Annotated in this window: 12 protein-coding genes; 7 read left to right on the top strand and 5 right to left on the bottom strand. The window is 67.5% G+C overall.

All coding sequences use genetic code 11. From position 1 onward, the window contains the following. Positions 1-44: 44 nt before the first annotated feature. Positions 45-1,061: an ATP-binding protein gene (locus tag ACTIFS_RS15440; protein WP_439575008.1), complete on the bottom strand. Its 1,017-nt coding sequence runs from the start codon at positions 1,059-1,061 to the stop codon at positions 45-47. A gap of 75 nt (positions 1,062-1,136) precedes the next feature. On the opposite strand from ACTIFS_RS15440, the gene yajC reads away from it, so the two are divergent. The 5 genes from yajC (at position 1,137) to ACTIFS_RS15415 (ending at position 5,430) form a co-directional block, all read left to right on the top strand. Then, on the top strand, positions 1,137-1,466 hold the full coding sequence (yajC, locus tag ACTIFS_RS15435; RefSeq protein WP_439575007.1) for a preprotein translocase subunit YajC: 330 nt from the start codon (positions 1,137-1,139) through the stop codon (positions 1,464-1,466). Positions 1,467-1,517: 51 nt separating this feature from the next. Next, positions 1,518-3,140 carry a protein translocase subunit SecD gene (gene secD, locus ACTIFS_RS15430; protein WP_439575006.1) on the top strand — a complete coding sequence of 541 codons (1,623 nt, stop codon included), beginning with the start codon at positions 1,518-1,520 and terminating at the stop codon, positions 3,138-3,140. Positions 3,141-3,207: 67 nt separating this feature from the next. Next, positions 3,208-4,122: a protein translocase subunit SecF gene (gene secF / locus ACTIFS_RS15425; protein WP_439575005.1), complete on the top strand. Its 915-nt coding sequence runs from the start codon at positions 3,208-3,210 to the stop codon at positions 4,120-4,122. 1 nt (position 4,123) lies between these two features. Further along, entirely contained in the window at positions 4,124-4,522 is a 399-nt protein-coding gene (locus ACTIFS_RS15420; RefSeq protein ID WP_439575004.1) for an Mth938-like domain-containing protein, read from the top strand. A gap of 11 nt (positions 4,523-4,533) precedes the next feature. Further along, complete coding sequence (locus ACTIFS_RS15415; RefSeq protein WP_439575003.1) at positions 4,534-5,430, top strand: phytoene/squalene synthase family protein; 897 nt, start codon at positions 4,534-4,536, stop codon at positions 5,428-5,430. A gap of 28 nt (positions 5,431-5,458) precedes the next feature. On the opposite strand, the gene ACTIFS_RS15410 is transcribed toward ACTIFS_RS15415, so the two are convergent. The 4 genes from ACTIFS_RS15410 to ACTIFS_RS15395 all read right to left on the bottom strand — a co-directional run bounded on the left by ACTIFS_RS15410 (position 5,459) and on the right by ACTIFS_RS15395 (position 11,292). Next, a complete protein-coding gene (locus ACTIFS_RS15410; protein WP_439575002.1) occupies positions 5,459-5,623 on the bottom strand; it encodes a DUF1127 domain-containing protein in 165 nt (54 codons plus the stop codon). Between the two features lie 105 nt (positions 5,624-5,728). Then, entirely contained in the window at positions 5,729-7,027 is a 1,299-nt protein-coding gene (locus tag ACTIFS_RS15405) for an MgtC/SapB family protein (RefSeq protein WP_439575001.1), read from the bottom strand. Between the two features lie 57 nt (positions 7,028-7,084). Further along, on the bottom strand, positions 7,085-10,006 hold the full coding sequence (uvrA, locus tag ACTIFS_RS15400; RefSeq protein ID WP_439575000.1) for an excinuclease ABC subunit UvrA: 2,922 nt from the start codon (positions 10,004-10,006) through the stop codon (positions 7,085-7,087). 302 nt (positions 10,007-10,308) lie between these two features. Further along, the gene (locus tag ACTIFS_RS15395) at positions 10,309-11,292 is read right to left on the bottom strand and encodes an AraC family transcriptional regulator (RefSeq protein ID WP_439574999.1); all 984 of its coding nucleotides are present in this window, start codon (positions 11,290-11,292) and stop codon (positions 10,309-10,311) included. 196 nt (positions 11,293-11,488) lie between these two features. Here ACTIFS_RS15395 and ACTIFS_RS15390 point away from each other — a divergent pair, with 196 nt between their 5' ends. Then, positions 11,489-11,941: a cupin domain-containing protein gene (locus ACTIFS_RS15390; protein ID WP_439574998.1), complete on the top strand. Its 453-nt coding sequence runs from the start codon at positions 11,489-11,491 to the stop codon at positions 11,939-11,941. 66 nt (positions 11,942-12,007) lie between these two features. Next, positions 12,008-13,495: a flavin-containing monooxygenase gene (locus ACTIFS_RS15385; RefSeq protein ID WP_439574997.1), complete on the top strand. Its 1,488-nt coding sequence runs from the start codon at positions 12,008-12,010 to the stop codon at positions 13,493-13,495. Positions 13,496-13,782 lie beyond the last annotated feature (287 nt).

Below are 13,782 nucleotides of genomic sequence, written 5' to 3'. Positions count from 1 at the left end.
AGCAAGCGAGGGGTGCCGGCGTGCCGGGCCCCGGCGGCCGCCTCTCAGGCCTCCAGCCTCACGCCCAGACGGCCGGCGAGATCCTGCACGAACTGCCAGGCCACGCGTCCGGAGCGCGAGCCGCGGGTCGTCGCCCATTCCAGCGCCTCCGCGCGCAGGGGCTCGGCGTCATAGGCCAGGCGAAAATGCTCCGCATAGCCGTTGACCATGGCCAGATACTCGTCCTGGCTGCATTTGTGGAAGCCGAGCCACAGGCCGAAGCGGTCGGACAGCGACACCTTCTCCTCCACGGCCTCGCCGGGATTGATGGCGGTGGAGCGTTCGTTCTCCATCATGTCGCGCGGCAGCAGGTGCCGGCGGTTGGAGGTCGCGTAGAAGATGACATTGTCCGGGCGGCCCTCGATGCCGCCTTCCAGCACCGCCTTGAGCGACTTGTAGGAGGTGTCGTTGGCGTCGAAGGACAGGTCGTCGCAGAAGACGATGAAGCGCCGGCCCGATCCGCGCACCATCGCCATGAGATGCGGCAGGCTCTCGATGTCCTCGCGGTGAATCTCGACGAGCTTCAGCCGGGCCATGTCGCCGGCCGGCAGCGGCTGGTTCACCGTCGCGTGGGCCGCCTTGACCAGCGAGGACTTGCCCATGCCGCGGGCGCCCCAGAGCAGGGCGTTGTTGGCCGGCAGGCCCTCGGCAAAGCGCCGGGTGTTCTCGATCAGCGTGTCGCGCGCCCGGTCGATGCCCTTCAGCAGCACCATTTCAACCCGGTTGACCCGCGGCACGGGGTCGAGGCCGGGCCCGGACGGATTCCAGACGAAGGCGTCGGCCGCCTCGAAAACGGGCGTGCGCGGGCCCGCGTGCGCGAGGCGCTCGATGGCTGCGGCGATTCGGGCGAGCGCGTCCGCGATCAGCGGGGTCGAAAGGGTGATGTCGTCGGCCACGGGGCGTCCTCCGGCTCTTCGTTCCGGCTGATTGCACCAGCGGCCGCCTGCGATCAATCGCGCCACTGGAAAGATCGTCGCGCGTGGCTTACATGGCTCGGCGGCAGGCCGTCGGCAGCGTTGCATTCGACGGTCCGGCCACTATAGTCCGCGCCCAAATCCCGCCATCCGGGCGGTCCCGGTCTCCCAAGAGGATTGTCCATGTTCATTACCCCGGCCTACGCGCAGACCGGTGCGGGCGGCACCAACGACATTCTGTTCTCGCTGCTGCCCTTCGTCCTGATCTTCATCATCATGTATTTCCTGATCCTGCGCCCGCAGCAGAAGCGGGTGAAGTCGCATCAGGAGATGATCTCCAGCCTGCGCAGGGGCGATCAGGTGACGCTCTCGGGCGGCGTGATCGGCCGGATCACCAAGGTGGTCGACGAGCAGACCATCGAGATGGAGATCGCGGAGAACGTGCGCATCCGGGCCGCCAAGCAGTTCGTGTCGGACCTTCGCTCGAAGGGTGAACCGGCCGACGAGAAGTGATGCTGCGGCCGGGCGGCTGATCAAGCCGGCCCTGCCTCCGAGGACGACCCCATGCTCAGCTTCACGCGCTGGAAGGCTACCCTGATCATGCTGACGGTGCTGGTGACGATGTCACTGGCGCTGCCGAACGTGCTGCCGCAGAGCGTGGTGGACATTCTGCCGCGCGCGTTGCGCACGCACATCACGCTCGGCCTCGACCTGCAGGGCGGCGTCCACCTGATGCTCCAGGTCGATGCCGACGAGGTGCGCCGCACCAAACTGGAGAACCTGCGCGACGACGTGCGGCGGGTGCTGCGCGATTCCCGCATCCAGCTCCAGTCGGTGACGTTCCAGGGCAACGGCGTGCTTGTCCGGTTGCGCGAGGGCCAGAACACCGAACTCGCCAACACCGAGCTTCGCAAGATTCCCCAGCCGCTCGGCGGGGTCTTCTCCAATTCCGGCCAGTATGATTTCGAGGTCACCCGTCCCTCGGATGCGACCTTCCTGATCACCGCCACCGAGCAGGGCACGCGCGACCGCATTTCCCGGGCCGTCACCCAGTCGATCGAGGTGGTGCGCCGGCGTATCGACCAGCTGGGCACGACCGAGCCGGTCATCCAGCGGCAAGGCATCGACCGCATCATCCTGCAGGTTCCGGGTGAGCGCGACCCGGAGCGGGTCAAGAACATCGTCGGCACCACGGCCAAGCTGGAGTTCCGCCTCGTCGACCAGTCCATGCCGGTGGAGGAGGCTGTCGCCGGCCGCGCCCCGGCTGACAGCGAGGTGCTCTATGAGGAAATCAAGGATGCCGCCGGCCGCGTCATCCAGCAGCAGCCCTGGCTGGTGCAGCGCCGCGTCATCGTCTCCGGCGACGACCTTGTCGATGCCCAGGCGGCGTTCAGCGGCCAGCAGGCCGAGTGGATCGTCAATTTCCGCTTCAATGCGGTGGGCGGACGCCGCTTCGCGCAGGTGACCACCGAGAACGTCAACCGGCCCTTCGCGATCATTCTGGATAACAAGGTTGTCTCGGCGCCGGTCATCCGTGAGCCGATCCTCGGCGGTCAGGGCCAGATTTCCGGCCGGTTCACGCCGGAGAGTTCGGCCAACCTCTCCCTTCTGCTCAGGGCCGGCGCGCTGCCGGCCAAGCTGACGGTGGTCGAGGAGCGCACGGTGGGCGCCTCGCTCGGCCAGGACTCGATCACGTCCGGCACCCGCGCGGCGGTCATCGGGTCGATCTTCGTCATCATCTACATCTTCGCGACCTACGGCCTGTTCGGCCTGTTCGCCAACATTGCCGTGGTCGTCAATGTCGGGATGATGTTCGGCCTGCTCAGCCTGATCGGGGCAACGCTGACCCTGCCGGGCATTGCCGGGATCGTGCTGACGGTTGGCATGGCGGTCGATTCCAACGTGCTGATCTTCGAGCGCATCCGCGAGGAGGTGCGGCTCGGGCGATCGGTCATCGCCGCCGTGGACGCCGGGTTCACCAAGGCGATCGGCACCATCGTGGACGCCAACCTGACCGGGCTGATCACCGCGGTGATCCTGTTCTATCTCGGTACCGGGCCGGTCAAGGGCTTCGCCCTGACGCTCGGGCTTGGAATCATCACCACCATGTTCACCGCCGTGACCTTCACGCGGTACATCGTCGTCCTCTGGCTGCGCTGGTTCCGGCCCGCGCGGATCCCGATGTGAACGGCATAGGGAGCGAACGACCTTGCGCCTTCTGCGGATAGTTCCCGACGACACGAAGATCGGCTTCATGAGACTGAGGCCGTGGGCGTTTCTGCTGTCCACGCTCATCTCGATGGTGACGGCTATCGGCTTCATCCTCTACGGTCTGAATGTCGGGATCGATTTTCGGGGCGGAACGCTGGTCGAGCTGCAGGCCAAGCAGGGCAATGCCGACATCGCCGAGTTGAGGCGGCGCTTCGCCGGCCTCAATATCGGCGATGTCCAGCTCCAGGAATTCGGTGGCCCGAACCTCGTGTTGCTGCGCTATGGCGAGCAGCCGGGCGGGGAGCCGGGACAGCAGGCCGCGCTGCGGCGCGTGCGGTCCGTCATCGATGCCGACTATGAGGTCCGCCGGACCGAGGTGGTCGGACCAACCGTGTCTGCCGAACTCGTTCAGGTCTCGGTTGTCGGCGTGATCCTGTCGATCCTCGCCGTGCTGCTCTATCTGTGGTTCCGCTTCGAATGGCAGTTCGCGCTCGGAGCGATGATCGCCACCCTTCACGACATCACGGCGATGATCGGCTTCTTCGTGCTGACCAGATCCGACTTCGATATCACCTCGATCGCCGCCATCCTGACCATCGTCGGCTATTCGCTGAACGACACGGTGGTCATCTATGACCGGATCCGCGAGATGCTGCGCAAGCACAAGCGCGTTCCGATCGCCGAACTGCTCGACATCGCCATCAATTCCACGCTGACACGCACGGTGATCACCGCCTCGACCACGTTCCTCGCGCTGCTCGGCCTTTATTTCTTCGGCGGCGAGGTCATCCAGGGCTTCACGGCCTCCATGCTGATCGGCGTGGTGATCGGCACCTATTCCTCCATTTTCATCGCCGCGCCCATCCTGATCTATCTGGGCCTCAAGCCCGGCGGGTTCGGTGCCTCGGCCGGCGGCGAGACCGAGGACGACGAGGCGCCGGCGCGCTCCAGGGCCTGACGTGCCCAGGGGAGAGCCGGTCAGGAGGCTCCATGAAGGGTTCCTGCCGGGGCGCCATGCCATCGACGCCTATGGCAATGGCGGTTTCCGCTTCGGCGAGATGAGCCATCGCGGCTCCATCCTTGCCCTGCCGTCGGGCATCCATGCCTGGCAGGCGGATGGACCAGAGGCTTTCACGCCGGAGATGTTTGCCGCCGTGCTGGCCGAACGCGAGGCCATCGACGTGCTTCTGGTCGGGGCGGGCCGCGACATGGCCGTGCTGCCGGCGGCGCTCGGCTGGATGTTCCGCGAGGCCCGCATCGGCGTGGACGTGATGGCGACAGGCGCCGCCGCGCGCACCTACAACATCATGCTCGGCGAGGGCCGGCAGGTTGCGGCCGCGCTGGTGGCCATCGACTGACGGGGGAAGCGGTGCCCCAGCGTTCGGTCCGGGACGACCTCGACCAGGCCTTCAGCCATTGCACGGATGTCGTGCGGGCCGGTCATCGCGATGCCTATCTCTCTGCGCTCTTTGTGCCGGATCCGTTTCGCCGCGATCTGATGGCGCTGCATGCCTATGCGCTCGAACTGGCGGGTGTGCGCGAGCGCGTGTCGGAACCGCTGCCCGGCGAGGTGCGCCTGCAATGGTGGCGCGATGCGCTGACCGATGGCGGCGCCGGCGGCGCGCGCGGCCATCCCGTCGCCAGGGCGGTTCTCGATGCGGTCGCGCGGCGCAGGCTGCCGATCGGGCCGCTGGTGGCAATGTCGGAGGCCCGGATCGCCGACCTCTACGACGACCTGTTCCCGACCGTCGACGATTATGAGGGCCATGCCGGCGAGACCGCCGCGGCTCTGCTCCAGCTTTGCGCGCTGGTCCTGGCCGACGGGGCGGATCCGGGACTTGCCGTGGTGGCTGGCCATGCTGGCGTTGCCCTCGCCATCCGCGATCACCTGATCGGCTTTGCCGCGGATGCCGCGCGCGGAACGGTCCGCTGGCCGGCTGATCTCATGGCGCTGCATGGCGTGACGCGCGAGGCGGTCAACGCCCGCCGCGCCGAGCCCGGCCTGCCGGCGCTCATCGACGACATGCGCCGGCGGGCGACCGATCACCTGCGGGCCGCCGATGCGGCCATGCCAGACGGCCTGGGACTGGCGCGCGCCGCGCTGTTGCCGGCGGCGACCGTCAGCCTCGACCTTGCCTTCACGGCGGCCATGGCCGGGGCGCCGTTCGGGCCGGTCACCGCGGCGCCGGGATGGCGCAGGCAGGTTCGCCTCTGGCGCTCGGCCCGGCGGCTTGCCCGGACAGGCCGGCTCGATCTCGGTTCTTAGCCGCGATCAGGCAGTTGCAGTCTTTCAATCAGGCAGTCTTGGCGGCCTTGCGCGCCAGAAACTCGATCTCGCCGCGCTGAAAGCCCATGTCGGCCAGCGAACGGTCGTCGAGCTGCGCCAGCTCGGTGCGGGTCTGCTGGTAGATCGCATAGGCGCGGATGCGGGCGACGATGGCATTCAGGAAGTAGATCATGACGGATGTCCCTGGCGGCAGAAGGGGGCCGCCTCTCGCATCATGAGATAATCATCCTTTCGCAGTTGCGAAGAAACATTTGTGCAGTGCAGTCATGACCGGGTGTCATGCCGAGGCGCGCAGGGCGGCGGTCGCCAGATAGGCGGCAAGGCCCGCGCCCAGTGCGGCCACGCTTCCCCCAGCGAACAGGGTCGCGAAGCGCCAGGACCCGAGCCCGGCCGCGAGCCCGGCCTTGGCAACACTGTTCGACAGGACCGCCGCAAGGACGGCAAGGGTCGCCATGGCCGGGTTGAGCCCGTTTCTGGCGAGGCCGGCGATCGTGATGACCGGTGCATCGACATCGCCGAGGCCGATCACGGCCGAGGCGGCGATCACGCCCGTATCGCCAAACCAGTGCGCGGCGGCGCGGGCCGCGAAACCGAAGGCCGCCAGCAGCAGCGCGATCTGCATGACGTTCCACAGGTCGAAGGGATTTCGCGAGGTCTCGCTGTTCGCTCCGCCGGTACCGTCGCCTCCGCCGCGCGCCAGTACGAGCGCAACGGCGGCCATGGCCGTAGCGCCGGCGCCAAGCACGGGCAGGATTGCAACCGCGAGCTGGGGCGCAAGGCCGATCACCAGAAGCCCGGTGCGCAGGTAGGACACGACGCAGGCGGCCAGGGCGCCGGTCGCCAGAAGGCGGGCATTGTCCTCCCTGGCCGACCGGCGGGCCTGGGTGAGTGTCGCCGCCGTGGACGACAGCAGCCCTGCCACCGCGCCGGAGATGAGTTCGCCATAGCGGTCTCCGACGATGCGCACGGCGATATAGCCGACGAAGGAGATGGCCGCGACGAGGATCGCAAGGCTCCAGACCCGCGACGGCGACACGCCGCCGAAGGGGCCGATGGGATCGTCGGGGACCACGGGCAGGATGACGAAGGTCATGGCCAGCAGCACGATCGCCGAGCGCAGTTCGACAAAGGTCACGCGTTCGATAAGGCCGTGCAGCACCTCGCGGGCGGCGAGGATCGCCACCATGATGATGCCGGCTGCTCCCGCAAGGCGCATGTCCCCGACCACGGCGAGCGTCCCGATCAGGAAGGTCAGCATGGCGGCCACCACCGAGGTGACGCTGTAGCTGCGCTCGTCGCGCTTCTCCCGGTACTGGAAGACGGCAAAAATTGTGGAGAAGACGATGAACAGGCCGGTGGCGGCAAGGCCCGGCACGATGTCCTGTCCGGTTCCGCGCAGCGAGACTTCCAGCACGCCGGCAAGGCCGCCCATCATGCCGATCAGCGTGAAGGTGCGCAGCCCCGCCGTGCGCTGGCCGTCATCCTCGTCGCGCCGCCGCCAGTGGCGCTCGGAGCCGACGAGCGCGCCGATGGCAATGGCGACACCCAGCCGCTGTGCGAGTTCGAACTCCGTCATGTCTCACCCAGCACCGCAAGTCCCGGCACGCGCGCCGGGATGGCAGCGGCCCGCAGGTTATTCGGCCGCCTCGGTGCGCGGCTTCATGGGCCGGCGCGCAAGGACCTCCTTGAGGAAACGGCCGGTATGGCTGCGCGGTTCCTTGACGATGTCCTCCGGCGGGCCGGCGGCCACCACCTCTCCGCCGCCGTCGCCACCCTCCGGGCCCATGTCGATGACCCAGTCGGCGGTCTTAACCACTTCGAGATTGTGCTCGATCACGACAACCGAATTGCCCTGGTTGACCAGTTCGTGCAGCACGTCGAGCAGTTTCGCAACGTCGTGGAAATGCAGGCCGGTGGTCGGCTCGTCGAGAATATAGAGCGTGCGGCCGGTCGAGCGGCGGGCGAGTTCCTTGGACAGCTTGACCCGCTGCGCCTCGCCGCCGGACAGCGTGGTGGCCTGCTGGCCGACATGGATGTAGCCGAGGCCGACCTCGGACAGGGTCCGCAGGATGTCGCGCACGCGCGGCACGGCCTTGAAGAAGTCCACGCCCTCGTCGACCGTCATGTCGAGCACGTCGGCGATCGACTTGCCCTTGAACACCACCTCCAGCGTCTCGCGGTTGTAGCGCTTGCCCTTGCAGACGTCGCAGGTGACATAGACGTCGGGCAGGAAATGCATTTCGATCTTGATGACGCCGTCGCCCTGGCAGGCCTCGCAGCGCCCGCCCTTGACGTTGAACGAGAAGCGGCCCGGCTCGTAGCCGCGCGCCTTGGCCTCCGGAAGGCCGGCGAACCATTCGCGGATCGGCGTGAAGGCCCCCGTATAGGTCGCCGGGTTCGAGCGCGGCGTGCGCCCGATCGGCGACTGGTCGATGTCGATGACCTTGTCGAGATGCTCGATGCCCTCGATGCGGTCGTGCGGGGCAGGGGCCTCGCTCGCCCCGTTCAGCTTGCGCGCGACCGCGTGATACAGCGTGTCGATCAGCAGGGTCGACTTGCCACCACCGGAGACACCGGTGATGCAGGTGAACAGGCCGAGCGGAATGTCGACCGTGACGTCCCTCAGGTTGTTGCCGCGCGCGCCGACGATCTTCATCGAGCGGCCCTTCTGCGGCTTTCGGCGCTTGGGCAGGGGCACGCCCATCTCGCCGGTCAGGTACTTGCCCGTCAGCGAAGCCGGATGGGCCATGATCTCGGCCGGCGTGCCCTCGGCGACGATCCGTCCGCCGAGGATGCCGGCACCGGGGCCGACATCGACCACATAATCGGCCTGAAGGATGGCATCCTCGTCGTGCTCGACCACGATCACGGTGTTGCCAAGATCGCGCAGACGCTTCAGCGTGCCGAGCAGCCGCTCGTTGTCGCGCTGGTGCAGGCCGATGGAGGGCTCGTCCAGCACATAAAGCACGCCGGTGAGCCCCGAGCCGATCTGGCTGGCGAGCCGGATGCGCTGGCTCTCGCCGCCGGACAGCGTGCCGGAATTGCGTCCGAGGGTCAGATAGTCGAGGCCGACATCGACAAGGAAATGCAGCCGTTCGCGGATTTCCTTGAGGATGCGCTGTGCGATCTCGTTCTGCTTGGCCGTCAGCCGCTCGGGGAGGGCGCCGAACCAGTCGCGCGCGCCGCGCACCGACATCTGCGAGATCTCGCCGATATGGCAGCCGCCGACCTTCACGGCGAGCGCCTCCGGCTTCAGGCGGAAGCCCGAGCAGACCTTGCAGGGGACGTCGGAGACGTAGCGCGAGATCTCCTCGCGCGCCCATTCGCTCTCCGTCTCCTTCAGCCGGCGCTCGAGGTTGCGCACGACACCCTCGAAGGTCTTGGTCGTCTCGTAGGACCTGAGCCCGTCGTCATAGCGGAAGGTGATCTGCTCCTCGCCGGTGCCGAACAGGATCGCGTTGCGCGCCTTGTCCGGGAGCTTCGACCAGGGCGCGGTCAGCGAGAAGCCGTAGTGCTTCGAGAGGGCGTCGAGGGTCTGGGTGTAGAAGGGCGAGGTGGAGCGCGCCCAGGGGCCGATCGCGCCCTTGCGCAGCGACAGTTCCTTGTCCGGGATGACCAGATCGGGGTCGATCGTCTGCTCGACGCCGAGGCCGTCGCAGGCCGGGCATGCCCCGAACGGGTTGTTGAAGGAGAACAGCCGCGGCTCGATCTCCGAGATGGTGAAGCCGGAGACCGGGCAGGCGAATTTTTCGGAGAAGTGCACGCGCATCGGCTCGCCGCCCTCGGTCTTCGCGTCGGCGAACTCGATGACCGCGATGCCGTCGGCAAGCTTCAGGGCGGTCTCGAACGAGTCCGCGAGCCGCGTGGCCATGTCGGCGCGGACCACGACGCGGTCCACCACAACGTCGATGTCGTGCTTCAGCTTCTTGTCGAGCGCCGGCACGTCGGCGATCTCGTAAAAGGCGCCATCAACCTTGACGCGCTGAAAACCCTTCTTCTGCCAGTCGGCCAGTTCCTTGCGGTACTCGCCCTTGCGGCCGCGGACGGCGGGCGCCAGCAGGTAGAGCCGCGCGCCTTCAGGCAGGGCCAGCGTCTTGTCGACCATCTGGCTGACCGTCTGGCTCTCGATGGGCAGGCCGGTGGCCGGCGAATAGGGCACGCCGACCCGCGCCCACAGAAGGCGCATGTAGTCGTAGATTTCCGTCACCGTGCCGACAGTGGAGCGCGGGTTCTTCGATGTCGTCTTCTGCTCGATGGAAATGGCCGGCGAGAGGCCGTCGATCTGGTCGACATCCGGCTTCTGCATCATTTCGAGGAACTGGCGGGCATAGGCCGACAGGCTCTCGACATAGCGGCGCTGGCCCTCGGCATAGATGGTGTCGAAGGCGAGTGACGATTTCCCCGATCCCGACAGGCCGGTGAAGACGACCAGCGCGTCACGCGGGATCGTCAGGTCGACATTCTTCAGATTGTGCTCGCGCGCGCCGCGCACGGCGATGACGCGCTGGTCCGGCCTGCGGACCTCGGCGGAAAACTTGTCGAACAGATCGCTCATCGGCGGCTCGGCACTCGTCGCCGGAAGGACGCGCAAAGGTGCGCGGCCGCCGGCTGAAGGAAAATCGGTCGGAAACGGGCCGCACGCGCCGCGGTCCATCGGCATTCTACGGCGCGGCGCGGCGCCGGATTGGCAGCAGCCCGAGGCCGCGTGGATCCCTTGATCGGCTCCAAGGTAGAAAGGCGGTCCGTCCGGCGCCAGAGGCTGGACCCGGCCGGATGGCAGCCGTGCACAGGACTGGTGTGATTCCGACAGCAATCTACCGGTCGTCTCGCACCGCCTCAAGAACAAAAAAGGAACGACTACCGTGCGAGCTGGCGCAGGGTCCGGTGCGGCAACTCGCCGAACTCTCGTCGATAGGCGGCGGCGAACCGGCCGAGATGGGCAAAGCCCCAGCGCAGGGCGACGTCGGTCACGGTTGTCGACGGGTCGCCATGCATCAGGTCGTAGCGCACCCGCCGCAACCGCTCTTCGGCCAGCGCCCGCATGGGCGAGACGCCATGGGCGGAGCGGTAGGCCAGCTGCAGCGTGCGGATGCCGACGCCGGCGGCATCCGCGATGTCGGTCAGGGTCAGCGGCTCGTCGGCATGATCGCGGATGTAGCGGTCGGCGCGGCGGACGTGCCCGGGCGCGGCCATGTCCCGCGCCTCGCCGAGGAAGGCGGACATGTCGTGCGGCTGGGCGCGCAGCAGGGCCGCCGCCAGTTGCTGCTCGATGAGCGCCGACGACAGGCGGCCCGACAGCACCGCCTGGTCAGTCTCGGCCGCCCGGAACAGGGCCAGCACGCCGGCCCGCCAGCGCTTCAGCTCCGGGCGGTTGAAGTCGATCCGGGGGTCGAAGGTCAGCGGCCCTGCCAGCCTGCGCCCGATCAGCTGCGCGGCGAAGTCGAGGAACGGCTCCTTGCGGATCTGGACGAGGATCTGCCGGCAGCCGCTCCACCAGGTCATGCGGGTGGTCCAGTGCGGGTTGAGCACGGAGGCGGTCTGCGGCCCGGTCACGAACTCGCGGTTGCCGTTGCGGATCGTGGCGGTTCCGGTGATCGGGATCTGCACCAGGTAGAAGTCGCCGAGCTCGCCGGGGTCGATCAGCACGTCGGCGCCATAGGTGATGTAGTTCAGCGAGATCATGCTGCCGGCGAGATAGTGGTGGGCCGCCCCGAAGGCCTTCGCCTCGCCGACGATATCCAGCCGGTGGCGGCAGAATTTTTCGGCGACGCGCTCGCGCGCGCAGTCCAGATCGCGCGTTTCGAACAGCACATGCCGGGCGAGCGGAGGAGGCTGCCGCATCGCTTGCACCTCCAGGACCGGCACAGCGTAACAGGCGCGACGGGATCGGCCTAGACAGGGCGCGCCTGTCGCGGGCAGGCGGTTCGATTTTTTCGTTTTCCGGATAGCCGCGGCCGTCCCTGTCCGGAAGGCTGGTCGCGACTAGCCGGACAGCGCGGGCGCCTGCCCGGCCCGGCCGCAGGCAGAGGAGGACGGCATGTCGGACGATCTGGACAAGGGCATTACCGCTGCGGGCACCGGCTTTGCCGGGCGCACCTGGAACATTCTCGGCCAGGTCTATTACCCGAAGGCCGTCTGCGGCTCGACCTTCGCCTTCGAGACCAACAGCGATCCCGGCCAGTTCGTGCCGGTGCATGTCCACCCCACCCAGGACGAGTTCATTCTCGTGCAGGAGGGCGTGCTCGACCTGAAGCTGGACGGCGAATGGCTGCAGGCCAAGGCGGGCGATCTGGTGCGCATGCCCCGCGGCATTCCCCACGGCTATTTCAACAAGTCGGACAAGCCGGCGCGGGCACTGTTCTGGGTCTCGCCGTCGCGCAAGCTGGAGGCGCTTTTCACCGCGCTCGACAACCTTGCCGACCCGGCGGAAGTGGTGCGCCTGTCGGCTCTCCATGAGGTCGATTTCCTGCCGCCGGAAGCGAGCGCCTGACCCGCAGCCGATACAATCGCGGCCCGCTACCGCGGCCGCGCCCCGGACATGACGAGGGAGGCCGCCATGGTCGCAAGAAAGCACGTCTGCGTCATCGGTGCGGGGGTCAGCGGCCTTGCCGCCGCCAAGGCCTTCCGGCAGCACGGCCATCAGGTGACCGTGCTGGAACGCTCCCACGACCTCGGCGGGGTCTGGGAGCCCTCGCGCTCCTATCCGGAGGTCCAGACCCAGAGCCCCAAGGACCTTTACCGCTACACCGACAAAGCCATGCCGGACGCCTATCCGGAATGGCCCAAGGGTCGGCAGGTCCATGCCTATCTGAAGGCCTATGCGGACGATCACGGCATCGCCCCGCTGATCCGCTTCGGCACCGAGGTGCGGGCCATGGCGCGGCGGGCCGACGGGGCTGCGGGCTGGACGCTGACCCTCGCTGATGCGGCCGGGACGCGGGACGAGAGCTTCGACTTCGTCGCCGTCTGCACAGGCCAGTTCAGCGACCGCAATGTACCGGACTTTCCGGGCGCGAAGGCCTTTACCGGCGCCGGCGGCACGATCCTGCACTCGTCGGACTACACCGATTCAGCCCTGGCGAAGGGGCGCGACGTGGTCGTGCTGGGCTTTTCCAAGTCGGCGACCGACATCGCGGTGAATGCCGTCCAGTCGGGTGCCCGGTCGGTCACCATCGTCTATCGGGAATCGGTCTGGCGGGTGCCCTATTTCATCGGCGGCCTGATCAACTTCAAGCGCATCCTCTACATCCGGGCGCAGGAGGACATGTTCCCGGCCTGGGGCCTGTCGCGTCGGTCGCGCATCGGCCACGCGCTGGCAAAGCCCTTCATCTGGGCCAACTGGCGGGCGCTGGAGGCGCTGCTGACCATCCAGCTCAAGCTGAACCGCACGGGGCTGAGGCCGAAGGTGCCGATCGAGCGCGACATCAGCTGCTCGGTGCCGATCGTCACGCCCGGCCTGTTCGACATGATCGCCGACGGCCGCATCCGGGCGGTGCAGGGCAGTTTCGACCACTATGAGGCGGGGCAGGTCCGCCTGACCGGCGGCGAGACGGTCCCGGCCGACATCGCGGTGCTCGCTACCGGCTGGAAGCTGGGCGTGCCGTTCCTGCCTGAAGCGTATCGGGCAAAGCTGGTCGAGCCGGATGGCCAGTACCGCCTGTTCCGCCTGATCGCCAATCCGGACCTGCCGGACATGGGCTTCGTCGGGTTCAATTCCTCCTTCGCCACGGTGCTCTGCGCCGATCTCGCCGCCAACTGGCTGGTGCGCTATACCGACGGCATGCTGGCGAAGCAGCCGACGCCCGAGGCCATGCGCGAGAACATCGCCATGATGCTGCACTGGAAGCGTCACGAGCGGCCGGCGGCGGGTGTCTATGGCGGGCTCTGCGTCGCGCCCTTCCATTTCCGGCACTTCGACGAACTGATCGACGATATCGGTGCCACGGTGCGCCGGCGCAATCCGCTGGCCGAGAACCTGCTGCCGCCGGATGCCGAGGCGTACGGGCGCTTCCTCGCCTCCGCGCCGCGCTATGAGGTGCGTTGAGAGCGTCGCCTTCGGCCACTGTCCGCTGGCTCCTGCTCGGGGGCTGGTTTCCCGGCCTCGCGCAGCATGGCTCCAAGCTTCCTGAACAGTTCTGGGTGATAATTAACCCGCTCAGGTTCTCCACTAACCGTCGCACGAACGCTGCCGACAAATATATGAATTCGACGGCTGTTCTCGCTGTAGTAGACTGATGCGTCCATCTTTACCTGCTTGCCCATGTCGTCTCCCCTCCTGTCGACCCGACCGCGATGGATTTCAGCGCGTTAGGTGTGTTGGTGTCCAATCAG

The sequence above is a fragment of the Phreatobacter sp. genome (assembly GCF_051860605.1).
Lineage (GTDB): Bacteria > Pseudomonadota > Alphaproteobacteria > Rhizobiales > Phreatobacteraceae > Phreatobacter.
The sequence above is the reverse complement of the archived record's forward strand: the minus strand, read 5'-3'. Positions and strand labels throughout refer to the sequence as shown.

Coding starts and splice junctions, on each gene's coding strand:
- ACTIFS_RS15385 (WP_439574997.1), top strand. CDS start 12,008: ATGGTCGCAAGAAAGCACGTCTGCGTCATCGGTGCGGGGGTCAGCGGC.
- secD (WP_439575006.1), top strand. CDS start 1,518: ATGCTCAGCTTCACGCGCTGGAAGGCTACCCTGATCATGCTGACGGTG.
- secF (WP_439575005.1), top strand. CDS start 3,208: ATGAGACTGAGGCCGTGGGCGTTTCTGCTGTCCACGCTCATCTCGATG.
- ACTIFS_RS15410 (WP_439575002.1), bottom strand. CDS start 5,623: ATGATCTACTTCCTGAATGCCATCGTCGCCCGCATCCGCGCCTATGCG.
- ACTIFS_RS15395 (WP_439574999.1), bottom strand. CDS start 11,292: ATGCGGCAGCCTCCTCCGCTCGCCCGGCATGTGCTGTTCGAAACGCGC.
- uvrA (WP_439575000.1), bottom strand. CDS start 10,006: ATGAGCGATCTGTTCGACAAGTTTTCCGCCGAGGTCCGCAGGCCGGAC.
- yajC (WP_439575007.1), top strand. CDS start 1,137: ATGTTCATTACCCCGGCCTACGCGCAGACCGGTGCGGGCGGCACCAAC.
- ACTIFS_RS15440 (WP_439575008.1), bottom strand. CDS start 1,061: ATGCAACGCTGCCGACGGCCTGCCGCCGAGCCATGTAAGCCACGCGCG.
- ACTIFS_RS15390 (WP_439574998.1), top strand. CDS start 11,489: ATGTCGGACGATCTGGACAAGGGCATTACCGCTGCGGGCACCGGCTTT.
- ACTIFS_RS15405 (WP_439575001.1), bottom strand. CDS start 7,027: ATGACGGAGTTCGAACTCGCACAGCGGCTGGGTGTCGCCATTGCCATC.